Source organism: Aeromonas bivalvium (assembly GCF_046078285.1).
Classification (GTDB): domain Bacteria; phylum Pseudomonadota; class Gammaproteobacteria; order Enterobacterales; family Aeromonadaceae; genus Aeromonas; species Aeromonas bivalvium.
Genome location: NZ_JBGXBV010000002.1, coordinates 16,943 through 40,918, shown reverse-complemented (window position 1 = coordinate 40,918; position 23,976 = coordinate 16,943). Strand labels below are relative to the sequence as shown.

Annotated in this window: 19 protein-coding genes and 2 tRNA genes; 6 read left to right on the top strand and 15 right to left on the bottom strand. The window is 63.3% G+C overall.

Translation table 11 applies throughout. The features are described from left to right. Positions 1-38: 38 nt before the first annotated feature. Together ACEUCR_RS07340 and ACEUCR_RS07335 are read left to right on the top strand one after the other, a co-directional pair. Positions 39-114: transfer RNA gene (locus tag ACEUCR_RS07340), tRNA-Phe, on the top strand. 5 nt (positions 115-119) lie between these two features. Then, a tRNA-Asn gene (locus tag ACEUCR_RS07335) sits at positions 120-195 on the top strand. 81 nt (positions 196-276) lie between these two features. Here ACEUCR_RS07335 and ACEUCR_RS07330 read toward each other — a convergent pair. From ACEUCR_RS07330 to betI, 4 genes are all read right to left on the bottom strand, one after another. Next, complete coding sequence (locus ACEUCR_RS07330; protein ID WP_392443936.1) at positions 277-1,494, bottom strand: BCCT family transporter; 1,218 nt, start codon at positions 1,492-1,494, stop codon at positions 277-279. 250 nt (positions 1,495-1,744) lie between these two features. Next, on the bottom strand, positions 1,745-3,424 hold the full coding sequence (gene betA / locus ACEUCR_RS07325) for a choline dehydrogenase (protein ID WP_408789178.1): 1,680 nt from the start codon (positions 3,422-3,424) through the stop codon (positions 1,745-1,747). Between the two features lie 9 nt (positions 3,425-3,433). Continuing rightward, a complete protein-coding gene (gene betB, locus ACEUCR_RS07320) occupies positions 3,434-4,897 on the bottom strand; it encodes a betaine-aldehyde dehydrogenase (protein ID WP_408789175.1) in 1,464 nt (487 codons plus the stop codon). Between the two features lie 4 nt (positions 4,898-4,901). Further along, positions 4,902-5,489 carry a transcriptional regulator BetI gene (gene betI / locus ACEUCR_RS07315; protein WP_408789172.1) on the bottom strand — a complete coding sequence of 196 codons (588 nt, stop codon included), beginning with the start codon at positions 5,487-5,489 and terminating at the stop codon, positions 4,902-4,904. Between the two features lie 588 nt (positions 5,490-6,077). On the opposite strand from betI, the gene ACEUCR_RS07310 reads away from it, so the two are divergent. Next, positions 6,078-7,352 carry an alpha/beta fold hydrolase gene (locus tag ACEUCR_RS07310; RefSeq protein WP_408789169.1) on the top strand — a complete coding sequence of 425 codons (1,275 nt, stop codon included), beginning with the start codon at positions 6,078-6,080 and terminating at the stop codon, positions 7,350-7,352. A 97-nt stretch (positions 7,353-7,449) separates the two neighbouring features. Continuing rightward, positions 7,450-11,082: an ATP-binding cassette domain-containing protein gene (locus ACEUCR_RS07305; RefSeq protein ID WP_408789166.1), complete on the top strand. Its 3,633-nt coding sequence runs from the start codon at positions 7,450-7,452 to the stop codon at positions 11,080-11,082. Positions 11,083-11,137: 55 nt separating this feature from the next. Here the strand turns inward: ACEUCR_RS07305 and ACEUCR_RS07300 are convergent, their stop codons facing one another. From ACEUCR_RS07300 to trmB, 5 genes are all read right to left on the bottom strand, one after another. Next, positions 11,138-11,347, bottom strand: coding sequence for a YgdI/YgdR family lipoprotein (locus tag ACEUCR_RS07300; RefSeq protein ID WP_408748429.1), 210 nt, complete (start codon positions 11,345-11,347; stop codon positions 11,138-11,140). A 119-nt stretch (positions 11,348-11,466) separates the two neighbouring features. Then, positions 11,467-12,762, bottom strand: coding sequence for a rhodanese-like domain-containing protein (locus tag ACEUCR_RS07295; RefSeq protein WP_408789163.1), 1,296 nt, complete (start codon positions 12,760-12,762; stop codon positions 11,467-11,469). A gap of 28 nt (positions 12,763-12,790) precedes the next feature. Further along, positions 12,791-13,711, bottom strand: coding sequence for a glutaminase B (gene glsB, locus ACEUCR_RS07290; RefSeq protein ID WP_041992705.1), 921 nt, complete (start codon positions 13,709-13,711; stop codon positions 12,791-12,793). A gap of 84 nt (positions 13,712-13,795) precedes the next feature. Further along, positions 13,796-14,128 carry a 50S ribosome-binding protein YggL gene (locus ACEUCR_RS07285; RefSeq protein ID WP_041992702.1) on the bottom strand — a complete coding sequence of 111 codons (333 nt, stop codon included), beginning with the start codon at positions 14,126-14,128 and terminating at the stop codon, positions 13,796-13,798. Positions 14,129-14,143: 15 nt separating this feature from the next. After that, positions 14,144-14,857, bottom strand: a complete 714-nt coding sequence (trmB, locus tag ACEUCR_RS07280) for a tRNA (guanosine(46)-N7)-methyltransferase TrmB (RefSeq protein ID WP_111874963.1) — start codon at positions 14,855-14,857, stop codon at positions 14,144-14,146. A gap of 215 nt (positions 14,858-15,072) precedes the next feature. Here trmB and ACEUCR_RS07275 point away from each other — a divergent pair, with 215 nt between their 5' ends. Both ACEUCR_RS07275 and ACEUCR_RS07270 read left to right on the top strand, forming a co-directional pair. After that, a complete protein-coding gene (locus ACEUCR_RS07275; protein ID WP_408789159.1) occupies positions 15,073-16,149 on the top strand; it encodes a M28 family metallopeptidase in 1,077 nt (358 codons plus the stop codon). 181 nt (positions 16,150-16,330) lie between these two features. Continuing rightward, positions 16,331-17,512, top strand: coding sequence for an aminotransferase-like domain-containing protein (locus tag ACEUCR_RS07270; protein ID WP_408789156.1), 1,182 nt, complete (start codon positions 16,331-16,333; stop codon positions 17,510-17,512). Between the two features lie 64 nt (positions 17,513-17,576). Here ACEUCR_RS07270 and ACEUCR_RS07265 read toward each other — a convergent pair whose 3' ends face one another. The 6 genes from ACEUCR_RS07265 to ACEUCR_RS07240 form a co-directional block, all read right to left on the bottom strand. Then, positions 17,577-19,136, bottom strand: a complete 1,560-nt coding sequence (locus ACEUCR_RS07265; protein WP_408789153.1) for an EAL domain-containing protein — start codon at positions 19,134-19,136, stop codon at positions 17,577-17,579. Positions 19,137-19,340: 204 nt separating this feature from the next. Further along, on the bottom strand, positions 19,341-19,835 hold the full coding sequence (gene ilvN / locus ACEUCR_RS07260) for an acetolactate synthase small subunit (protein WP_041992687.1): 495 nt from the start codon (positions 19,833-19,835) through the stop codon (positions 19,341-19,343). A 79-nt stretch (positions 19,836-19,914) separates the two neighbouring features. After that, a complete protein-coding gene (locus ACEUCR_RS07255; RefSeq protein ID WP_041992684.1) occupies positions 19,915-21,633 on the bottom strand; it encodes an acetolactate synthase 3 large subunit in 1,719 nt (572 codons plus the stop codon). Between the two features lie 381 nt (positions 21,634-22,014). Then, on the bottom strand, positions 22,015-22,167 hold the full coding sequence (locus tag ACEUCR_RS07250; protein ID WP_084205235.1) for a hypothetical protein: 153 nt from the start codon (positions 22,165-22,167) through the stop codon (positions 22,015-22,017). Positions 22,168-22,237: 70 nt separating this feature from the next. Next, positions 22,238-23,347 (bottom strand): MJ1255/VC2487 family glycosyltransferase, encoded by a 1,110-nt coding sequence (locus ACEUCR_RS07245; protein WP_408789151.1) that lies wholly within the window; start codon positions 23,345-23,347, stop codon positions 22,238-22,240. Positions 23,348-23,411: 64 nt separating this feature from the next. After that, entirely contained in the window at positions 23,412-23,915 is a 504-nt protein-coding gene (locus ACEUCR_RS07240) for a phosphatase PAP2 family protein (RefSeq protein WP_111874968.1), read from the bottom strand. Positions 23,916-23,976 lie beyond the last annotated feature (61 nt).

Genomic DNA, 23,976 nt, shown 5'->3' with positions numbered 1-23,976 from the left:
TGACACTGATGCGGCAAAAGGGTTTAATGCGCGCCGTTGCCCAGATAGCTCAGTCGGTAGAGCAGGGGATTGAAAATCCCCGTGTCGGCGGTTCGATTCCGTCTCTGGGCACCAACAATTCCTCCTTAGTTCAGTCGGTAGAACGGCGGACTGTTAATCCGTATGTCACTGGTTCAAGTCCAGTAGGAGGAGCCAAATTTGAAAAGCCCGCTCAATCGAGCGGGCTTTTTGTTTTTTCACGGTCGGGGCGACGCCGACAGCCCGCCTCCCCTCTGCTCACCCCGCCAGCTCTATCTTGCCGTAATCGAGGCGATTCTCCTTGGGTGCCCCCTCAATGCTGCGCACCTCGTTGAACCTGTACCTGAGGATGTAGCCGAAGCAGGCGAAGAAGAGCCCTATCACCAGGGCGCCAACCCACTGGATCTCGAGAAAATCAAGCTGGAACAGCAGGGTCAGGCCGGCCAGCATCAGCAGGTTTAGCCCGAAGTAGCGCCACTGGCCGAGCCGCGCAGTGGTCAGTCCCAGGTTGTCGGTGTAGAGACGGATCAGGGAGTCGAGGGAGTTTATCACCATGGTGATCCCCACGGCGACCATGGCCCAGTTGAAGAAGCCGGCGGTCGACAGTCCCTGTTCGTGGTAGTAGTAGAGCACGGCGAACCAGACGGCGATGGCCAGGGAAGGGAACACCAGCATGGCCCCCAGCAGCTGCCAGGTGCGCAGGCCACCGACGAAACGGGCGGTGAACTGGCCGATCATGATGCTCCAGGAGAACCACCAGTAGAGATAGAAGGCGTGGTAATCATTGAGGGGCAGCACGAAGCGCTCTATGTGACCAAAGTAGCCCCCCACCAGCGCCAGGGTGGCGACGAAGTCTGCGGGGCTGCCCGCCGGGGTGAGGAAGGCGGCGCCCCACATCAGGGCGATCAGGGCGATGAAGCAGGTCGTGGTGCCCAGACTCAGGATCCTGACAAACTTCAGACTGGTGCTCGAATAGATGGAGAGCCCTATCACCACCAGCACGAGCAGGTAAAAACTCGCCACCAGGCTCTCGCCGTCCCCTATCTGGGGCAAGTACCAGGGCAGGTTGCTCAGCAACAGATAGGCGGTGAAGGCGCAGGTGCCGATGATCACCAGGTTGTTGAGAAACTTCACCGGCGCCAGCTCGAAGAACTTCACTCTGGGTTCTATCACGCAGAAATAGAAGCAGGTCAGGAAGTAGAAGCCCCAGATGAGAAAACCCCAGTAGCCGAACTCGATGGCGAGCGGATTGGTGAAGCCGTATTCCGGGCTCCCCTGAAGATCGGCATAACCGGCAAATTCGGTGAGCGGGAACATGATCAGACCCACGTCCAGCCCTGAGGTGAACAGGATGGCGATGAAGGTGAAGGTGCGCACCGGCGTGGTGCCGATGCAGCGGATATTGCCCCAGCGATAGAGGACAAACGCGATGGCGGCAAAGGTAAAGAGTATTCCCGCACTGAGCCAGGCCGTCATGACTGACCTCCCGCGATATCCATTTCGTGACCAAACATAGCTGCTCCTTGTCATTGCATTGTGATGTTCAAGGTGGGCAGTTCGGCTTCCTGCGGCCATGGCTTCCCCTACCCCACGGCGGCGGGGGAAGAGATGGACGCGGGATCAGGACTTAACTATCGCCAGCGCACAGAGGGCCCGGTGATAGGTAAAGACTGACGAACTGCCGCGATCGGATGCGCTCTGCACCCAGTGTCGTTGTCGTGAACCCTCAGGCCAGGGCGCGTACCGGCGCCCGGGGGCGCTGCTTCTCCTGCCAGTATTCGGCCAGCCCCACCTCGGCTGGCAGTGCCGCGAGCGGCGTCTTGCCGAGGATCAGGTCGGCGGCGCGCTCCGCCACCATCAGGGTGGGGGCATTGAGGTTGCCGTTGGGGATGGTCGGAAAGATGGAGGAGTCCACCACCCGCAACCCTTGCAGACCATGGACCCGGGTCTGGGGATCCACCACCGCCAGGGCGTCCGTCCCCATCTTGCAGGAGCAGGAGGGGTGGTAGGCGCTCTCCACAGCACTGCGCACGAAGGCATCTATCTGCTCGTCGCTTTGTACCGAGGCCCCCGGCTGTATCTCCTCTCCCCGGTAGGCATCCAGCGCAGGCTGGCCGATGATCTCCCGGGTCAGGCGCACGCAGGCGCGAAACCCTTCGACGTCATCGGGATGGGAGAGATAGTTGAAGCGGATGGCGGGAGCCTCGCGGGGATCCGCCGAGCGCACCGTCACCTGGCCGCGACTGCGGGGCTTGTTGTGGCCGATATGCACCTGGAAGCCGTGACCCGCAAACGCCTCCCTGCCGTCATAGCGCATGGCGGCGGGCAGGAAGTGGTATTGCAGATCCGGCCAGGGCACCCCGGCCTTGGAGCGAATGAAGCCGCAGGACTCGAAGTGATTGGTCGCCCCCAGGCCATCCTTGCGCAGCAGCCAGCGGCTGCCGATGAGGAACTTGTCCCACAGCCCCAGCTTGCCGTTGAGGGTGATGGGCTGCTGGCAGCGAAACTGGAAGTAGAACTCCAGATGATCCTGCAGGTTTTCCCCCACCCCGGGCAGAGGATGCAACACCCCTATGCCCGCTTGCTTCAGGGTATCGGGGTTGCCGATGCCGGAGAGTTGCAACAGATGGGGGGAGCCTATGGGTCCGGCACTCAGGATCACCTCCTTGTCGGCCCTCACCTCCTCCATCTTGCCTGCGCGCTCGAAGCGCACCCCGACCGCCCGCTTGCCCTCCAGCAACACCTTGTGGACCAGGGCGCCGGTTTGCACAGTGAGGTTGGCCCTGGCCATGGCGGGCCTCAGATAGGCATTGGCACTGGAGCTGCGCACCCCTTGCTTCACCGTCATGTGCATGGGGCCGAACCCCTCCTGCTGGCGACCGTTGTAATCGGCCGTGGCGTCATAGCCCGCCTCCACACCGGCGTCGACGAAGGCCTGGTAGAGGGGGTTTTGCATCTGGTTGCCGTTGTTGACCCCAAGGGGCCCTTCGTTGCCACGATACTCGTCCCCACCGAAGGCCCACTGCTCGGCCCGCTTGAAGTAGGGCAGGCAGTGTGCATAGTCCCAACCCTCGGCCCCCGCCTGCTGCCACTCGTCAAAGTCACCGGCGTGGCCGCGCACATAGACCATGCCATTGATGGAAGACGATCCCCCCAGCACCTTGCCCCGGGGGCAGTGCATGCGCCGCCCGTCCAGATGGGGCTCGGGCTCGGTCTCGAACTGCCAGGCGTACTTTTTGGTGTTCATGGGGATGGAGAGGGCGGTCGGCATCTGGATGAAGATGCTCCTGTCGCTGCCCCCTGTCTCCAGCAGCAGCACCCTGTAGCGGCCATCCTCGCTCAGGCGGTTGGCCAGCACGCACCCGGCGCTGCCCGCCCCCACTATGATGTAATCGAATCGCTTCATGGCGCCTCCTTAGAACGGGCTCTGCATGGCTTGCATGCCGACATAGACGGATTTGAGCTGGGTGTAGTGCTGCAGGGTCGCCAGACCGTTCTCCCGCCCTATGCCGGACTGCTTGAAGCCGCCCACCGGCATCTCGGCCGGGGAGGCGCCATAGCTGTTGATCCAGCAGATCCCGGCCTGCAACTGATGCACCACCCGGTGGGCGCGGCGAATGTCCCGGGTAAACACCCCGGCCGCCAACCCCAGGGCCGTGTCATTGGCCCGTCGCACCACTTCTTCCTCCTGCTCGAAGCTGAGCACCGACATCACGGGGCCGAAGATCTCTTCCCGGCAGATCCGCATCTCGTCCCGGCACTCGCTGAAGATGGTGGGGGCGACGAAGAAGCCATTGGGCGCCATGGCGGGGCGCAGCGCCTCCCCGCCGCAGCGCAGGGTGGCCCCCTCCTCCTGGCCGATGCGGATGTAGTCGAGCACCTTGCGCTGATGTTCGCGGGAGATGAGGGCGCCGAAGTTGGTGGCCGGATCCATGGGGTCCCCGACTCGGATATTGTCCCGGGTGCGGGCCAGCAGGCGCGCCATGAAGGCGGGGTAGATCCCCTGCTGCACGTAGACGCGGGTGCCATGGGTACACACCTCCCCCTGGGTGTAGAAGTTCGCCACCATGGCGGCGCTGACCGCCTCTTCCAGATCCGCATCGTCGAAGATGATGAGGGGGGATTTTCCCCCCAGCTCCATGGTCACCCCCTTGAGGGTGTCGGCGGCGGCGCGCATCACCTTCTTGCCGGTACCCACCTCGCCGGTGAAGGAGACCTTGGCCACCTCGGGCGCCTGGCTCAGCCAGGCACCGATCCGGCCATCCCCCTGTACCACGTTGAAGACCCCGGCAGGCATGCCGGCCTCGATGAAGATCTCCGCCAGCTTGAGGGCGCCAAGAGGCGTCTCCTCCGAGGGTTTGAAGATCATGCTGTTGCCGCAGGCCAGTGCCGGGGCCGACTTCCAGCAGGCGATCTGCAGCGGGTAGTTCCAGGCGCCGATCCCGGCGCAGATGCCGAGGGGCTCGCGGCGGCTGTAGTAAAAATCGGCCCCCAGCTGCTGCTGGTTACCCTCGATGGCGGCGGCCAGACCGGCGAAGAACTCTATGCTGTCGGCGCCGGTCACCACGTCCACCACGGAGGCCTCCTGCCAGGGCTTGCCGGTGTCGGCCACCTCGATGGCGGCCAGAGCATCGTTGCGCTCGCGCAGCAGGGCCACGGCCCGCAGCAGGATCCGGCTACGCTCGACTCCGCTCATGGCGGACCAGAGCGCAAACCCCTGCTGGGCACTCGCGATGGCGGCGGCCTGCACGGCTTCATCGGCCACCTCGACCTCGTAGATGACGGCACCGGTGGCCGGATTGATCACCTCGAAGCTCTCGCCAGAGGCATTGGCCAGGTAACGGCCGTCGACAAAATTCTGATAACGGGTCAAAGACATGAATTCACTCCGCTGGGGTCAGTCGTTGCAGGATAAAAAGTTTGCACAGCCGCTCGGCACGGCTGAAGTCGGGTTCGGGGCTGGGGCTCAGGGCGCTGCGCAGCCAGAAGCCATCTATCATGGCGGCGCTCTGCTGGGCTGCGGCCAGAGCCTGCCGGCGCGGCAGGCTGGCGCCGAAGGAGCAGGCCAGATTGCTCAGCAGCCGCCGCTGGTTGATCCGCTGCAAGCGGGCCAGAGCGGGCTCATGGCTGGCCTGGGCCCAGAAGGCGAGCCAGGTGCGCGCCACGGCACGGGAGCACTGCAAGGGGGTGAAATTGGCTTCCACGACTGCCATCAGCCTCGCCCGGGGCGACATGCCGGGGCGCAGCCGCTGCCGCAGCGCCGCTCCCAGGGCCGAGAGCAGCTCCCGCACCACCGCCTCGATCAGCGCCTGCTTGCCGCCGAAATAGTGGCTGATGATGCCGGACGACATGCCGGCCTGGGCGCTGATGCGATTGAGGGTGGTGTGCTGCAAACCGAACTCGGCCACCGAAGAGATGGTGGCCTGGATCAGTTGCTGACGACGCTTTTCCGAGACTCCGACAATGGGCATGTTTTTGTTAATTGATTGTTCAATGAAGCCACACCCTAAAGGTTAGATGCGAAATGATCAACCCATCAAAACCACACAAAAAAAGCAGATAAAAACAAGCTAAAACCAATAACTAACACAAAAACATATGGTTATATTGCGTCTCACATAGCGCAAATTAATTTAGACATCTAATGATTTAATTATGAAATGTTAGCGAGTTGCGTCATTTTTCAGGTATGGGTCGGCGAGCAAGGCTGGTTTTCCCCTCCCGAAAAAGGACCCCATATGAATCGCCTTTGGTACGACAGCGACGGCAAGAAAGGGTCGATAGCAGCCTGAACGCGCACGCCGAGGGCAAGGGTGAAAGTCTAGTGACAGGTGCACTCGCGCATGCCATCGCCACGAACAAGCCAGGTTCAGCGGGATATTTTCATGAACGCAGTGGACAGGGCGAAGGCGCCAGGCGCACGACTTCCCCCTTCCCAATCCAGGGGGACGCGACACAAACCACCAAAGTTGCCAGCCGGGCCCACAACCGGCGTGACCACATTCGGGGCCATGGTTATGATGTGGCTCCCCCATTGCCTCGTTTCGGGAGAAGGCCAGATGAATCGCCCCTTGAGTTATGTGCTGGATGGCGTCCTGTGTGAGCCCCGGCTGTTCACCGTTCCCCTCGATCATCGCCAACCGGAGGGCCCGGCGCTCACCCTGTTTGGCCGCACCCTCTGTCGCAAGGACAAGCTGGACGCAGACCTGCCCTGGCTGCTCTATCTGCAAGGGGGCCCCGGCTTTGGCGCCCCCCGCCCCACCAACCAGAACGGCTGGCTCAAGCGGGCCTTGCAGGAGTTTCGGGTGCTGCTGCTGGATCAGCGGGGCACAGGCCACTCCACCCCGGTCAGCGCCGATGCACTAGCCCATCTGAGCCCATCCGAGCAGGCCGATTACCTGAGCCACTTTCGGGCAGACGACATAGTGCGCGATGCCGAGCTGATCCGGGCCGAGCTCTCGCCCCACAGGCCCTGGAGCCTGCTCGGCCAGAGCTTCGGCGGCTTCTGCTGCCTGACCTATCTCTCTCTGTTTCCCGCCGCCCTGCACGAGGTCTATATCACGGGAGGGATCCCCCCCCTTGGCCGCCGGGCAGAGGAGGTCTATCGCGCCACCTACCGCCGGGTCGCCGACAAGAACCGCGCCTTCTTCAGCCGCTTCCCCCATGCCCAGGCCATCGCCAACCGGCTGGCCAATCACCTGCACAGCCACGAGGTACGCCTGCCCAACGGCCAGCGCCTGACGGTGGAGCAGTTGCAGCAGCAGGGGCTGGATCTCGGCGCCAGCGGCGCCTTCGAGGGGCTCTATTTCCTGCTGGAGGACGCCTTCATCGGCGAGCGGATCAATCCCGCCTTCCTCTATCAGGTGCAGGCCATGCAGCCGTTCAACGCCCATCCCATCTTCGCCATACTGCACGAGGCCATCTATTGCGAGGGGAGCGCCAGCGACTGGGCGGCCGAACGGGTGCGCGCCGAGCATCCCGAGCTGGCCTGGGCGCCGGGCCAGGACTTCGCCTTCACCGGCGAGATGATCTTCCCCTGGATGTTCGAGCAGTTCCGCGAGCTTGTCCCCCTGAAAGAGGCCGCCCATCTGCTGGCCAAGAAGGCGGACTGGGGCCCCCTCTATGACCCGGCACAACTGGCCCGCAACCCGGTGCCGGTCGCCTGCGCCGTCTATGCCGACGACATGTATGTGGAATTCGATTTTTGCCGCGACACCCTCAAGGGCCTTGGCAACAGCCGCGCCTGGATCACCAACGAATATGAGCACAACGGCCTGCGCGCCGATGGCGAACAGATCCTGGACAGACTCATCCGGCTGAACCGGGACCGCTGATCCTACAGGGCTCCCGCCCGCAGCATGACAACCCGTTCGAGGGCGGTCCATGAGCCGCCCTGCCCATGGAAGCAACACACAATAATAAGGACACCCATTGGATCACCCGGAACTCTCGGCGAGCTGGCTGAGCCGCCTCTTCTATCACTGGACCTCCCCCTTGCAGCGCAAGGGGTTGCAGGAGAGTGCCGTCAGCCTGGACGATCTCTACCCCCTGCTGCCCCAGGACAGCCGGGATGCCAGGGCCGATGAGTTTCTGGCCCTGACCGCTCGCCAGCCGGTGCGCCCCTGGCTCATCACCCGCCACATCTGGCGTCACTACGGCAGCCGCATCGGCCTGCTCACCCTGTTGCAGCTGCTGGCCATGCTGGCGACCCTGACCAGCCCCTGGCTGCTCAACCATGTCATGACCCAGCTGGGCGCCGGCGCCACCACGGCACACAAGCTGCTGCTGGCCCTGGCCCTGTTCGCCTCCGTGCTCGCCGCCGGCATGTTGTCCGAGCACGCCCTGCAGCTCTCCCTCAAGATGCACGTGCCCATCCGCCGTCTGCTGGCGGAGGCCCTGCTCGCCAAGGTGATGAAGCTAGGCGGCAAGAGCTTCGACGACCGGGCTGGCGGCCGGGTGCAGAACCTCATCAACCGGGACGTGTGGGACATCACCTGGATCCTGGCAGACCCCGCCATGCCGGTGACCCTGCTGCTGCAGCTGGCGGGCACTGTCACCCTGCTGGTGTGGCAGGTGGGCAATGCAGGCCTGGTGGGCTGTGCCGTGCTCATGCTGTTGCTGCTGCTCTCGACCCGGCTGATCCGGCGCATGAACCAGCAGGAGCAGCGCCTCAAGCACAGTCAGGACGAGCGCAACGGCATCCTGGCCGAATACATCAAGAAGCTGCGGCTGGTGCGCCAGAACGGGCTCGGCCCCTTCTTCACCCGGGCGGCCCGGCACAAACGCCAGCGGGAGCTGACCGTGCTCGGCCGGGTGCTCAGGCTGGATGCCATCAATGATGCCCTCATGCTGAGCACCCCCCTGCTGGTTACCCTGGCCACCTTCATCACCTACCTGGTATCGGGCCAGCACCTGACCCTGCCCCAGGTGTTCACCACCATCGCCCTGTTCGCCGTGTTGCGCATCCCCATGCAGCGCCTGCCTTATCTCATCCGCACCCTGATCAACTTCAATACCGGCTTCAACCGCTTGTGCGAACTGCTCAACAGCCCGGAGCAGCACCGCAGGCTCGATGACGAACACCTGGCCAGAGGGGCAGTCGTGCTGGAGGCGGTGAGCGCCCGCCATCGGCAACAAGCCGTGCTGGCCGGGGTCAAGCTGACCATAGCGCCGGGAGAACTGATCGGCATCACGGGGGCAACCGGGGCCGGCAAGAGCTGCCTGCTGCACCTGATTGCCGGCTTCGATGACGAGTTCGAAGGGGAGATCCGCCGCCACGGCCGGGTTGCCCATCTGGGCCACAAGCCCTGGCTGATGAACGACAGCATCCGCAACAACATACTGTTCGGCCAGCCCTGGGACGAGGCCCACTACCGCTGGGTGCTGGAGGCCTGCACCCTCAACGGGGATCTGGCCCTGCTCGCCCATGGGGATCAGACCCTGGTAGGCGAGCTGGGCACCCGGCTCTCAGGCGGCCAGCAACAGCGGGTGGCCCTGGCCCGGGCCCTCTATACCCGGGCCGATATCCTGCTGCTGGACAATCCTCTCTCGGCCCTGGATCCCCTGGTCGCGGCCCAGGTGCTGCGCCTGGGGCTGACCTTTCGCCCCGGCCCGACCCGCCTGCTGGTGAGCCATGATCCCGAAGTGCTGGCCCGCTGCGATCGGGTATTTGCCATCGAGGGGGGGAGCCTGATCGAGCTGGCCCCCCGCCAGTTGGTGGATCTGCCGAGGAGCCCGTCTTATGCCCCCCTGCTCCCTCCCCGGGAGCAGGAGCGGTTCCACGAGGAGAAGATGGTGGAAGGCAAGGTGGACTGGGGGCTGTTCGGCTTTCTCTGGCGGCGGCTCAGCGCCCCCGGCCTCATTCTCCTGATCCTGATGCTGACCCTGGGGCAGGAGGGGCTGCGCATCGCCTCGGATCTCTGGCTCGGCGGACGGGCAGAAGGCACGGCGCTTGGCCCCCTGATCGGCATCTATGCGGCCCTGGGTCTGGGATCTCTGCTCTGCATCACCCTGGTGCGGGTGCTGAACTACAAGCTGGGACTCAGGCTCGCCTGGAGTCTGTTCGACGGCATGCTTGACCGCATCAGCCGCGCCCCCATGGCCTTCTTCGACAAGGTGCCCCAGGGGCGCATCCTCAACCGCTTCGATCGGGATCTGGCGGAGACCCAGGAGACGCTGTTACCCATGTTGGTGAGCCTGGTGGGCATGTTGATCTCGGTGCTGTTGCAGGTGCTGGTGATCGGCATCAACCTGCCGCTGTTGTTGCTGGTCGCCCCCCTGGTGGGCTGGGCCCTCTATGTGCTGCAGCGGCGCTACCGGGCGGTGCAGCTCAAGCTCAGACGCCAGGCCTCGGTGCTGCGCTCGCCGCTCTACATCAGCATAGGCGAGACCATACGCGGCGCCCCCGCCCTGCGTCTGGCCGGCGCCGAGCGATACGCCCTGGATCAGGTGCTGGTGCACTATGACAACAACCTGCGCAGCTGGTACACCACCACCTCCATCAACCGCTGGCTCGGCATGCACCAGACCCTGCTCTCCGCCGCCCTGGTGGGGGCCGTGGCCATCATGGTCGCCCTGAGCGACAGCACTCTGTTCGGCGCCGTGGCCATCACCTATGCCTTCACCACCTCGGCCATGCTCAATGCCCTGATCCGCAACTTCGCCGAGGTAGAGCAGATGATGAATGCGGTCGAACGGGTGCGGGAATACAGCGAGATAGAGAGCGAGCGCCAGCAAGGCGCGCCGCTGCAGCTAGTCCATCCCGCCGTGCGTTTCGCCGACCTTGGTCTGCGCTACCCCGAGGCGAGCCAGTGGGCCCTGCACGACGTGAATTTCGAGCTGGCTCCGGGGGAGAAGGTGGGGGTGTGCGGGCGCACCGGGGCGGGCAAGAGCTCGCTGCTCGGCGCCTTGCAGGCCATGTATCCCGCCACCCAGGGGGAGATCTATTACGGCGATCAGCCCCTCTCGACCCTGGCGCCGGAGGCGGTAAGGGCCCTGTATGATACCGTCTCCCAGACCCCCCTCACCTTCTTCGGCACCCTGAGGGCCAACCTGGTCCCCCTGGCGGAGCCCGCGGAATCAGCCCAGGCACCGCTGCCGCCGCGGCCGGGCTCAGACGAAGATCTCCCACCCGACTGGGCTCGCCAGGATGAACGCCTGATGGAAGCATTGGGGCGGGTTGGCCTGGGCGAGCGCTGCGCCGGCCGGCTGGATGAGGATCTCGACAGGCTGCAGCTCTCCGCCGGCGAGACCCAGCTGCTGGTGATCGCCCGCATCCTCCTCTCCCACCGCCCGCTCATAGTGCTGGACGAGGCGACCTCGGATCTCAGCCACGGCGGCATGCGCGAGATGGCCGAGCTGCTCTACCGCTACCGGCCAGAGGCCAGCTACCTGGTGATAGCCCACCATCTGGAGCCCCTGCTGTCGGTGGACAAGGTGGTGGTGATGGAGGCCGGCACCGTGGTGGAGCAAGGCTCGCCGGTCAGCCTGCTGGCCAACCCCGCCTCCCGCTTCCATCAGCTGTTTGCCGGCCAGGTCAATCGTCAGATAGACCAGATAGCCTGATATCTTACGCAACAGGGCTGCCCCCGGGCAGCCCTGTTTATGAGACAAGATGCGTTCAGCGCTCCATTATCTGGGTCACATCCTCCTTGCTGATCATCACCTCCCGCCCCTCTGAGTCATGGTAGCGGTACATGCCGGTACTCTCATCCAGCCTGGGCTTGCTGTCTGTGGTGATCATCCTGCCATCCCGGGTGCTCATGATGTATTGGGAGCTGCATGCTGTCATGCCCAGCACGCAGCAGAGTAATACCATGGTGACTCTCATCGTCAGTCTTCCTTGCCTGTCCCTCCCCGTGAGGGATCACCCGGAAAGACTAGCTCACGGTGACAAGGTTCAGCATCGGGAGCGCCCACAAAAAGGCCGGATAGGATCCGGCCTGTTGCTCATTCTGCGCTGGGCTTGCGATCCCCTGTGACGATGGGATTCGCGGGATCCGAGCTCCATTCATACCAGCCGCCGTCGTAGACGCTGATCCGCTGCCAATCCATCAGCCAGGCGTAGAAGAAGGCTTCCGAGGCGCGCCAGCCGGTGCCGCAGTAGAAGGCGGCCTGCTGGGTCGGCGCTATGTTCCACTGGTCCCACATGGCCAGGATCTCCCCCTGGGGCTTCATGGTGCCATCCGGGTTGTGGAAGTCGCTCATGCTGTTGGCATCCACGCCACCGTGTCCCCACTTGGCGCCCGGTATGTCCCCCTTGGCGTCGATATAGCTGTAGCCTGAGGTCTCGCCGGTGAACTCGTCCCAGGTGCGGATGCTGACCAGGGCGCCGTCGGCCTGTTTGAGCAGGGCCTTGGCCTGGTCGGTGGAGGTCAGGTATTCGGGATGCACCGGGATCTTGGCCCCAAATGACGCGACAGCCTCATACTTTCTCGGGAGACCCGCTTCGGTACTCAGGTGAGCGGCGAACCAGGCATCGATGCCGCCATCGAGCAGGCGCACGTCAGCCACGCCGGCATACATCAGCAGGTGGGCGGCCCGGGCGGCTGCCATGGAGTTGCGACCATAGAGGATGACGCTGGTGTCGTGGCGGATGCCATTCTTGAGCAGCAGCGCCTCCAGATCGGCATCGGAGACCTTGTTCCACAATGGTTCCTGCTCCAGGCTGTTGGTGTCGATGTAACCCGCCCCCGGAATATGGCTCAGCAGGAAGGCCTTGGGGGCCCCCCAATCCACTTCAAACAGCTTCCAGTCCCCCTTGGGAGCGGCCGCCACCGGCTTGCCCGCCTGCAGATCCGCCAGCCACTGGGGATAAACCAGCTGCTGCCAGCGGGCCAGGTGAACACGCTCGGCCTGCTGCCAGCCCTTGAGTTCATAGAGTTGGTGGAAGCCGCGCATGCGCAGCAGACGGGCCACCTCGGCCAGCCCCTTCTCCTCGCCATAGAGCGCGACCGGCTTTCGGGCATCCAGCCCCTTGGCGCTCAGGGCCTGGGGCCACTGCTCATCATCATATTTCCAGTCGGCGGAGAGACTCACGGCCCCCGCCACGTGCCCGCCCTGTTGCTCTCCTGCCATGGGCCAGCCCTGGTAGAAGTGGCTGGGGCGGGTATCGATCAGGATGGCGCCCTGGGTCTTCGCCTCCTCGAGGGAGAGGGGGGCCAGTTCGTCGGCCCCGGCAGGGGTGCTGAACCAGAGCAGCAGGCTGGTGGTGGCGGTTAGCAGCAGCCGAATCGCGTGTTTCATTGACGTGCTCACTTTTGATGGATGGCAATTAGAAGATGGATCGGCCGAGGCGCCCGGACAGCAGCTCGAGGGCCGCCGTGCCTGCCAGCGAATTACCGGCCTTGTTCAGTTCGGGCGACCAGACGCAGACGCAGAGCTCACCCGGGATGAGGGCCATGATACCACCGCCAACCCCGGACTTGCCCGGCATGCCGACCCGATAGGCAAAATCCCCGGCCTCGTCATACAGGCCACAGGTGGCGAGCAGGGCATTGACCTGCTTGGTGGTGCGCGCCGGCAGCAGGGGCTCGCTCGCCCCGAGCGGCAGGCCGCGGTTCGCCAGATAGACGAAGGTGCGGGCAAGATCGACGCAGCTCATGCGGATGGCACAGGCGTTGAAGTAGCTCTGCAACACCTTGTCCACCTCGTTGTGGAAGTTGCCGTGAGACTTCATCAGGTAGGCGATGGCGGCGTTGCGCGCAGAATGCTGATACTCGGAGCGGGCCACCACGGCATCCGCGACGATGGCAGGGTTGCCGGCCAGACGGCGCACCAGCTCCAGGGTACGCTGACGCGGTGCCGTCAGCCGGGTTTCCAGCAGGTCGCTGACCACCAGGGCGCCGGCGTTGATGAAGGGATTGCGGGGAATGCCATGCTCGAACTCGAGCTGCACCAGGGAGTTGAATGGCTGACCCGAGGGCTCCTTGCCGACCCTGGCCCAGATCTCCTCTTCCCGATAGAGGGTGAGCGCCAGGGTGAGGCTCAGGGCCTTGGAGATGCTCTGGATGGAGAAGGGTTCGTCCGCATCCCCCGCGGTGAACAGTTCCCCCTCCACGGTGCAGACCGCCATGCCGAGCCTGTCCCCCGGCACCCGCGCCAGGGCCGGGATATAGTCGGCCACCTTGCCTTGTCCCAGCAGGGGACGCACTTCATCGAGAATGCTTTCCAGTAATTGCGATGACAACTGCATTGAGAGGTTCCACAACTCAAAACGGGGTCAGCCACCCCACCGACAAAAATCCCGCCAGCGGCGGGATTTTTCATGCTGGCCCGATCAGGCCGGTTCACCATACCAGAGGTCGAACAGCTCGGTGACCTCGACGGCCTCCATGCCCTTGGCGTCCAGCCAACCCTTGATGGCGGCACGGTCTTCCTCGGTGCACTTGCCCAGGGCCTGGGTGCAGATCATCCCTTCCCAGGCCAGGTGGCCCGAACCGGCGAAGGCCAGCTTGCGCGGCTCGATCACCTCATCGATCATGGCATCGATGACGGCATCTATGGTCTCTTCGGCTGTGTTCACCGGGAAGTTAAAGCTCAGATCGAATCCCAGTTCCTGGAACTCCTCGACGCGCAGTTTCTTGCGCAGACGGCGACTACGGTTTGCCATGACAGCTCCTCAGGTTCAGTTAACGCGTTTGAAAATCAGATCCCATACCCCGTGGCCAAGACGATGGCCCCGTTGTTCGAATTTGGTCAGCGGGCGCCACTCGGGACGCTCCACCCAGTTGCCATGGGCCGAGGTGTTCTCGTACCCTTCGGCGGCGCTCATCACTTCCAGCATGTGCTCGGCATAGTTTTCCCAGTCGGTCGCCATGTGGAACACACCACCTATGGCCAGCTTCTGGCGAATATCCTGGGCAAAGGCCGGCTGCACGATGCGTCGCTTGTGGTGACGGCTCTTGTGCCAGGGATCCGGGAAGAAGAGCTGCAGACAGGAGAGCGAGCCGTTCGGGATCATGTGCTCCAGCACCTCGACCGCATCGTGGCAGATGACCTTCAGATTGGTCACCCCGGCTTCCTCGGCGCTGCCCAGACAGGCACCCACCCCTGGGGTATGCACCTCGATGCCGATGAAATTCTTCTCGGGGGCATGCTTGGCCATCTCGACCAGGGAGGCGCCCATGCCAAAGCCAATCTCCAGCACCACGGGGGCATCGCGACCAAACAGGGCGACGAAATCCAGCGGAGCCGTGTCGAAATCGATCCCCATGACAGGCCACTGTTCGGCCAGGGCCTTCTCCTGACCCTTGGTCAGGCGGCCTTCACGACGGACAAAGCTGCGGATCTTGCGCATGAACTTGCCGTCTTCGTTAAATTCGTCTTGGGTCACTGGCATATTGGATTACTCGTTATTTCATCTATCGGCACAAACAGGGGAGCGAATTATCCCAAGATGGGCCCAAGGCGCAAGTCTTTCCGACAACAAATGACCCAGGCGGGTTGGGTTCGTGCCACGCCTGCGGTAATTGCCAGCGGGTTCACAGAATCCGGCTTCCCGCGGGTGCATCCTGCTTCGCGCCAATAACATCATATACAACAAAGGATTGCAGTATGAGAAAGACCCTTGTCGCCCTCTGCCTCAGCGCCCTGCTGGCCGGTTGCAACACCTCAAGCAACGAGTCACAGGCCCCCATCGCCCCCACCCCGGCCGAGCAGGCCTTGGAGTACCTGACTCAACTCGGCTCGAGCGCCGAAGGCATCGGCGCCCGTCCTACCGGCAGCGCCGCCGAGACCCGCGCCGCCGACTGGATCCAGGACAAGCTGGGCGGCTGGGGCTACGAGGTCACCCGCCAGCCGTTCAGCTATCAGCGGCGGGGGGAAGATAAGTCCTCCCAGAACCTGATCGTTGAGCTCAGGGGCCAGAGCGACCGGGTGATCCTGCTGGGGGCCCACTACGACAGCACGGGGGAGGATGAGGGCTCGGAAGGGGCCACCGACAACGGCGCCGGGGTCGCGGCCCTGCTGGCGGTCGCCGAGGCGCTCCAGGGCCAGTCCCTGCCCCATACGGTACGCTTCGCCTTCTTCGGCGCCGAGGAGAACGGCCTCAACGGCTCCAAAGCCTATGCCGCCAGCCTGGATGAGGCCGCCATCGACGCCCTGCTGGCCATGGTCAACTACGACACCATCGCCGGAGGCGACATCGTCTATGTCCACTCGGCCCACTCGGACGAAGCCGAATATGGCTGCGCCGATCCGGCGCGCTACAGCCATGACCCCAGGGTGCGGGATCGCCTGCTCGCCATCTCCAGGCAGAGCACCACCCCCTTCGCCATCCACCCCAGCTATGCCGGTTATCCGGAAGGGGAGACCGGCAGCTGGTCGGATCATGCACCGTTCGCCTGCCTGGGGGTGCCCATCGCTTATGTGGAGGCGACCAACTTCACCATCAATGGCCAGGACGGGTACGACGGCTACTCCCAGAGCACCCATCCGGCGCTGTGGGACTGCTACGACGACACCACCAAGAGCGCATGCGATCGGGACAGCGAGAGCCAGTGGGGCAAGATCTGGCACACCGGCCATGATCGCCTCGACAAGATGGCCGAACTCTTCCCGGGCCGGATCGAGCAGCAGCTCGGCGCCAATACCGAGATCCTGATCCGCTTCCTGCGCGAGCCCGGTCTCTAGCCCGGGTCGCAGCCGTTTTGGCGAGGGGATGGCGGGTCGGGACGATAAAATATGGGCAGGTGTCAAACCTGCCCTTTTTTATGGATTTTGGTGACAGCCATTGCCTCATTTTTTAAATCTGATACAAACGGATAACTTGGCGGTTGAATGGAGCGACCGCCTACCCGTCAGAGAGAGTCCTATGCAGCCGTTTTTTGCCCAGCGCTTCGAGAAGGTCGAACCTTCCTTTATTCGAGAGATCCTCAAAGTCGCCGCCAACCCGGAGATCATCTCCTTCGCCGGCGGCCTGCCCAACCCCAACCTGTTCCCGGTCAAGGCCATCGAGCAGGCCTGCCAGGATGTGCTGCGCGAGCAGGGCGCCGCGGCGCTGCAATATGCCGCCACCGAGGGCTTCGCCCCCCTGCGCCAATACATTGCCGATCGCTACCTTAGCCGCCACGGCATGACCGTCAATCCGGACAACATCCTGATCACCAGCGGCTCCCAGCAGGCGCTGGATCTGCTGGGCAAGGTGCTGGTGGACGAGGGGCAGGATCTCATCATCGAAGAGCCGGGTTATCTTGGCGCCATCCAGGCCTTCTCCGTCTATCAACCGAATTTCAAGCCCATCGCGCTCGGGGAAGCCGGGCTGGATCTGGCGGCGCTGGATGCGCTGCTGGAGCAGGGTTCCAACGCCAGGCTGCTGTATGGCGTGCCGAACTTCCAGAACCCGAGCGGGGTCTCCTACAGCCGGGCCAACCGTGAAGCCCTGGCCGAACGCCTGGTGCGCCACGATCTGCTGATGGTGGAAGACGACCCTTACGGCGAGCTGCGCTTCGAAGGGGAACACCTGTCCCCCATCGCCAAGCTGGCGCCGAACAATACCGTGCTGCTCGGCTCCTTCTCCAAGACGGTGGTGCCCGCCTTCCGTCTGGGCTGGATGCTGGTGCCGGACTGGCTGCGCAAGAAGGTCACCATCGCCAAACAGGCCACCGACCTGCACAGCAACGCCTTCAGTCAGCAGGTGCTGCATCGTTTCCTGACCGATCACTCCCTCGACGCGCATCTGGAGAAGATCAAGGAGGTCTATGGCCGTCAGCGTGCCGCCATGGAAGCCTCCCTGGCCCGCCACTGCCCGCCAGGAGTGAGCTACACCCGCCCCGAGGGAGGCATGTTCCTCTGGCTGACCCTGCCGGCCAGCATCTCGGCCATGGCCCTGTTCGAGGAGGCGATCAAGGAGAAGGTGGCCTTCGTGCCCGGCGCCCCCTTCTATGTGCGCCCGGAGATCCAGAATACCCTGCGCCTGAGCTTCTCCTGCGTGGACGAGGCGACCACGGAGGAGGGGATCAAGCGACTGTGCAACGCCATGAGGCGCATGCTCTGAGCCCTCTCCCAGAGACAATGAACACAAAAAAGCGGCCAGATGGCCGCTTTTTTGTGCCCGAGAGTCAGGCGATGCGGACGGGCGTCTGTGCCGGGAGCAGGCTGGGCAGGGTCTGCTCGAACTCTCCCATGGGCAGAGGCCGGCTGAAGAGATAGCCCTGCAGATAGTCGACGCTGCGCGCCTTGAGATAGTCCGCCTGCAACCGGTTCTCCACCCCTTCGGCCACTATCATGAGACCGAGCCGGGTCGCCAGGTCGATCACATTGTCCACTATGTGGCAGGAGAGGGCATCTGAGCCGATCATGGCGACGAAGCTCTGGTCGATCTTGAGGAAATCGACCTGGAACTTCTGCAGGTAGGTGAGGCTGGAGTGTCCCGTGCCAAAATCATCGATGGCGATGAATACCCCGAGATCGTGCAGCTCGGCAAACAGGCGATCCGTCACCGCTGTGACCTCGATCAGCTCGCGTTCGGTCAACTCCAGCACCAGCTTGACGGGGTTATCCTTGAAGGCTTCCAGAAAGGCGCGGCAATCGTCCACCAGACTCAGATCCTGACAGTGGCGGGCGCAGATGTTGAAGCCAAAATGAAAGCCGGCGGGCAGCAAATGGGCCTTAGGCGCGAAACGTTGCCGCACCTGACGCATCAGTTCCCCTGTCATGGGGATGATGAGACCACTGGCCTCCGCCATGGGGATGAAGCGATCCGGCGGTATCATGCCCTGCTGGGGATGCTGCCAGCGCATCAAGACCTCGCAACCGGCGCAGTGCCCCTCCCCATCCATCACGGGCTGCAGATAGGGGATGAACTCCCCCTTGGAGAGGGCCCGTGCCAGCTCCTGCTCGGGGGAAACGGGCCGCCCCGTTATCCAGAAGGTGACACCACCGGCCAGCAGCGCCAGCAGGGTATAGAGCGCCATGCTGCCATTGCTGTAATTCCAGGCGCGCAGCCAGTATTGGCGCGGCGTGATGTGCGAACTCAGGTGATAGGCATACCGCTGGGAGATGATGCCAAATCTGTCCCCCTCCAGCCTGGGAGCGCCATCTTGCACCCCGCCCAGGCTACCCATCCAGCGCTGGCCAACCTGAAACGCCATGGGGGTCTCGCGGCTCATCAGACGCAGCGTGTTATGGAGGTAGTAGCCATCGACGCTCACCAGCACACTGCCCCCCTCCCCCAGGCTGCGATAGACAATGAGGGCGCGATCCGGCGTGACCGGGTTGCCCGGCAGCAGATCAAGCTGCCCCTGCACATAGCCGCTGGGATCGTAATCCTGGTCGTACTCGCCATAGAGGGAGGTGCAATAGATGCGCTTGCCCAGGGTCAGGTTGACCGAGCGCACGTCCGGTACCGTCGCCACCTGGCGGCGCAGCATCTGCTTGGCGTCGGCACAGGGTTGACCCAGCAGGGGTTTGACCGCCATGGCCGCCTGATGGGCGTTATCCAGGGTGCGATCGAACATGTCACGGGCATGGCTCAGCCTGGCATGGATGTCACTGCGCATCTCCCTCACCGTCTGCCAGCCGATGATGGCGGCGCCGAGCAGCAGGATCAGCACAAAGACCAGGCTTGCCAGGGCTCCTCGTCTGAGCTGCTGGCGTGGTTTGAAGCGGCGAAATGGCATTGTCACCCCACATTGATGACGAAAAAGGCAGCGATCATACAGGTTCAAATGTGACGCTTGATAACAATTTCTGCTACCGGCTCGTTATAAACAATAAAGTTAATAGCATCTCCCCCTACCCGACTGACCATCCCGTGGCGAGGCAAAAGGGAGTCGCCGCCATAAAAAAGAGCCCCGCAGGGCTCTTGAACCACCAGCAGAGACTCAGGCGCGCAGGGACTTCTCCGCACGCGAGATGCCGCACACTCCGGAGCGCACCACCTCGATGATCTCGTTGGTCTGGGCGGCAGTCTTGATGAAGGCGTCCAGCTTCTCGCTGGTACCCACCAGCTGCACCGTGTATTGATCCGGGGTGACGTCCACAATCTGGCCACGGAAGATGTCCGCCAGCCGTTTCAGCTCGTCCCGGGCGCCACCGGCTGCGCGGGCCTTGACCAGGGCGATCTCCCGCTCTATGTGCTCCCCTTCGCTGAGGTCACACACCTTGAGCACGTCCACCAGCTTGTGCAGCTGCTTCTGGATCTGCTCGAGCACCCGCTCGTCACCCATGGTCACTATGGTCATGCGCGACAGGGTGGGATCCTCGGTGGGGGCCACCGTCAGGGTCTCGATGTTGTAGCCGCGCTGGGAGAAGAGGCCCACCACTCGGCTCAGGGCGCCGGATTCGTTCTCCAGCAGTACGGAAATGATATGTCTCATGATGTTTCCCCCGCCTTGCTCAGCCACATCTCATCGACGGCGGGCTCCACCAGTACGACCGAAATGATATGTCCCATCGTCAGGTCCTCTCCGTCTTGCTCAGCCACATCTCGTCCATGGCACCGAACTTTATCTGCATCGGATAGACGTGTTCGTCCGGATCGACCGAGATGTCCATGAACACCAGCCTGTCCTTCATGGCGAAGGCCTTCTCCATGGCGCTCTCCAGCTCGGCCGGGTCGCTCACCGCCATGCCGACATGGCCGTAGGCTTCCGCCAGCTTGACGAAGTCCGGCAGGGATTCCATGTAGGAGTGGCTGTGACGGCCACCGTAGAACATCTTCTGCCACTGCTTGACCATGCCAAGGGCACGGTTGTTGATGGAGATGATCTTGATGGGCACCCCGTACTGCATGCAGGTGGAGAGCTCCTGGATGTTCATCTGTACCGAGCCATCGCCGGTGACGCAGCAGACCACGGCGTCCGGGTTGGCAAACTGGGCCCCCATGGCGGCCGGGATGCCAAAGCCCATGGTGCCAAGGCCCCCTGAGTTGATCCACTGGCGCGGCTTGGCGAACGGGTAGTAGAGGGCGGCGAACATCTGGTGCTGGCCCACATCGGAGGCGACGAAGGCCTCCCCCTTGGTCACCTTGTAGAGGGTCTCTATCACCTGCTGGGGCTTGATCAGGGTGGGGTGGGTCTCGTAGGCCAGGCAGTTGCGGGAACGCCACTGGCCAATCTGGCTCCACCACTCCGCCATCGCCTGCTTGTCGTTGTCAAACCCGCACTCGCCGATCACATCCAGCATCTGCTGCAGCACGGTTTCCACCGAGCCGACGATAGGCACATGGGCCTGCACCGTCTTGGAGATGGAGGTGGGGTCTATGTCGATATGGACCACGGTGGCATGGGGACAGAACTTGCTCACGTTGTTGGTCACGCGATCATCGAAGCGGGCCCCCACGGCGAAGATGAGATCCGCGTTGTGCATGGTCTTGTTCGCTTCGAAGGTACCGTGCATCCCCAGCATGCCGATGAATTGCGGATGGGTGCCGCTGAAGGCCCCCAGCCCCATCAGGGTGGTGGTCACCGGCAGGTTGAGCAGCTCCGCCAGCCTGGTCACCAGCGCATCCGCATTGGCATTGATGGCGCCGCCACCCACGTACATGACCGGACGGCTCGCCTCGGTCAGCAGCTTGGCGGCCCGCTTGATCTGGCCCTTGTGTCCGGCCTTGGTCGGATTGTAGGAGCGCAGGGAAACGGACTCGGGATACTGGTAGGGAAATTTCTCTTTCGGGTTCTGTACGTCCTTGGGCAAATCCACCACCACGGGCCCCGGGCGGCCGGTCGCGGCTATGTAGTAGGCCTTCTTGATGGCGTCGGGGATTTCGCTCGCCGTCTTGCACAGGAAGCTGTGCTTCACCACGGGGCGGGAGATACCGATCATGTCGGTCTCCTGGAACGCATCTTCCCCGATCATGCTGGTCGGCACCTGGCCGGACAGGATCACCAGGGGGATGGAGTCCATGTAGGCGGTGGCGATCCCCGTGATGCAGTTGGTCGCCCCCGGCCCCGAGGTCACCAGTACAGTGCCCACCTTGCCGGTGGATCGGGCGTAACCGTCTGCCATATGCACCGCGGCCTGCTCGTGGCGTACCAGCACGTGCTCCATCTTGCCGTTTTCGAAGAGAGCGTCATAGATGTCGAGCACCGAACCACCCGGGTAGCCGAACACATGCTCAACCCCCTGATCCTCCAGCGCACGTACCACCATCTGAGCGCCTGATAACATCTCCATGATAAAGCCCTCCAGGCTTTGCTCCGTTTAGCAATTCTATCGACGGCTCCGCTGCTTCCCGGCACCACCCAGTCTGTCTGTTGTTGATTCGCTATCAGACGGGGCGAGTACGGAGTGCGATAGTTGAAAAATAGGGTTTGTCCATCATTCCCCCATAAAATGGGGTGAAAAACCAAGTTAACCCGCTTCCACCGGCTTGTCCACGGCTTTGTCTGACAACAACAGTCATAAATTTCAAACAGCCATTAACATTTAGTGAGCAGCCTGATAAAAACGGCATGATTACCTGTTCGTTCAGTGAGTGAACAGCGGATCATGCTAGGGAGGGAAATATCGGCAGGGGAATGCCCATCCCGGCGGGATGGGCATGACAAGAGGAGATCAGGGGTTTTCGTCTGGCTCGGCCAACCAGATCTGTTGATCCGGATCCGTCTCCTCGCAGACGGAGATGCTGACCCCCATATCGATCAACTCATGGAGAGTCAGGCTGTCCGCCAGGTTCATCACTTCGCCGTTTTCGTTGGTAAAACGCATCTTGATTGTCCTCAGCTATGGGGCTCCATCAGTTTAGTCCATGCTGACGCAGGGCTGGGATCACGGTCCCTCACTCCAGGACGCCGAGCTGGGACAGCCAGGCGCCGCCGATGGTTTCCCCTTCCGCCAGCTCGCTCAACCTGTCCCCCACCTCCTCGGGAAACAGTGTCTTGGCCCAGAGCCGACGCGACAGACTCGGCAAGGGCTCCTCGGCCCCCTCGGCCAGCCAGATCGCCAGGGCCGCCGCCACATCCGGATAGACGATAGGACCAGGTGCCGAAGTATCGAGCCAGCTGCGTACCCCATTGGCATCCAGGCTGTCCATCAGCTGGGCCAATCCCATCAGCTCCAGGGTCTTGCCGTTGCTCAACTGCTCGAACTGGCCGCCCAGGGGCTTGACCAGCAGCTTCTTGCCAAGAGAGAGCGCCTCCGAGGCCAGCTCGAAGCCCGCATTGGAGATGACGCCACGACAGCCGCACAGCTGCGCCTTAAAGCCATCCCTGACCTGGGGCTCGAAGCGGATGTTGCGCCACTCGCTCGTCTCTGTGATGGCGGGATGAAAACAGACGAAATGGTGCTGGCTGAAGCGCGACAGCAGGGCGGCGATGGCATCTGGCTGCTCGAACGGCAGATAGACCAGGATGCTCTGGTTGTCTGGGGTCGGGCGCATGGCATCGACGATGGGGGGCAACAAGGGGTGGCCGAAGTGAAACCAGTGCAGCCCGAGCCGCTGGCGCACCGGGGCATAATGACGCATCAGCTGCTGGCTGAGCCGGTTCTCCCCCCAGCGGGGCACGGGCCAATGAAAACTGGCCTGATGGCTGATGCTGATACTGGGCACCCCCTGGCGCCTTGCCGCATGGGCGCTGAGCGGCTCGAAGTCGCTGATCACCAGATCGTAGCCACTGCAGTCGAGCCCCTTCAGATCCTGCCAGAAGCGCAGCGGCGCCAGTTGGCGCAAGGTGTCCCAGGGCTGCACGCGCCCCGCCCGACTGACGAAACTGATGCCATCGAAGCTGCGATAGTCACCGAAGGTTTCCATCTCGAAATAGCCGGCCCGCGCCCGGCCGCTGAACAGGTAATCGACCTCGATCCCCTGCTCGGCCAGGGCCCTGCCCAGGGTGCGGCTGCGACTGATGTGGCCATTGCCCGTGCCCTGAACCCCGAACAGTATCTTCATGTCAGCCCCCCCTTCCGAAGGAGGATGTCGCCGCCCCTCGGCACGGGTCGCACCATGGGCCGCCTCATCCCTGACCCCAGCCGAGGGCCAGCTTGGCGCATCCCATGCCGAGCAGGGCGCCAGCGATGAGATCGCTGCCATAGTGAACGCCGAGCAGCAGGCGCGAGGCAGCCACCAGACTGGCCCAGGCGAACAGCACACTCGTCCACTCGGGATAACTGGCCGCCAAGACGGTGGCCATCAGGAAAGCGGCGGCGGTATGGCCGGAGGGCAGGCTGTAGCGATCAGAGGGGGTGATGAAAACGGGCAGGCCGCTGGGACGCGCACGGCGCAGACTGTTCTTGAGCAGCAGATAGAGGGGCAGTTCCAGGGCGAAGGCGAGCAGCGCCGCCTCCACCGTATCCTGGCCCCGGCTGCCCTGCTGCCAGAGCAACGCGGCCACCAGCAGATAGAGGGGGCCGTCACCACTGTGGGAGACGAGACGGCTGGCTCTGGCCAATGGCCGGTTATAGGGGTGCAGTAGACAGAGCCGACACACCCGCTGATCCCATTGCTGAATTTTGTTCATCGCCCTCGCCTCTCGCCATCCGGGATCCACAGGCTAAGGCAGCATGATGACAGTCAGGTGA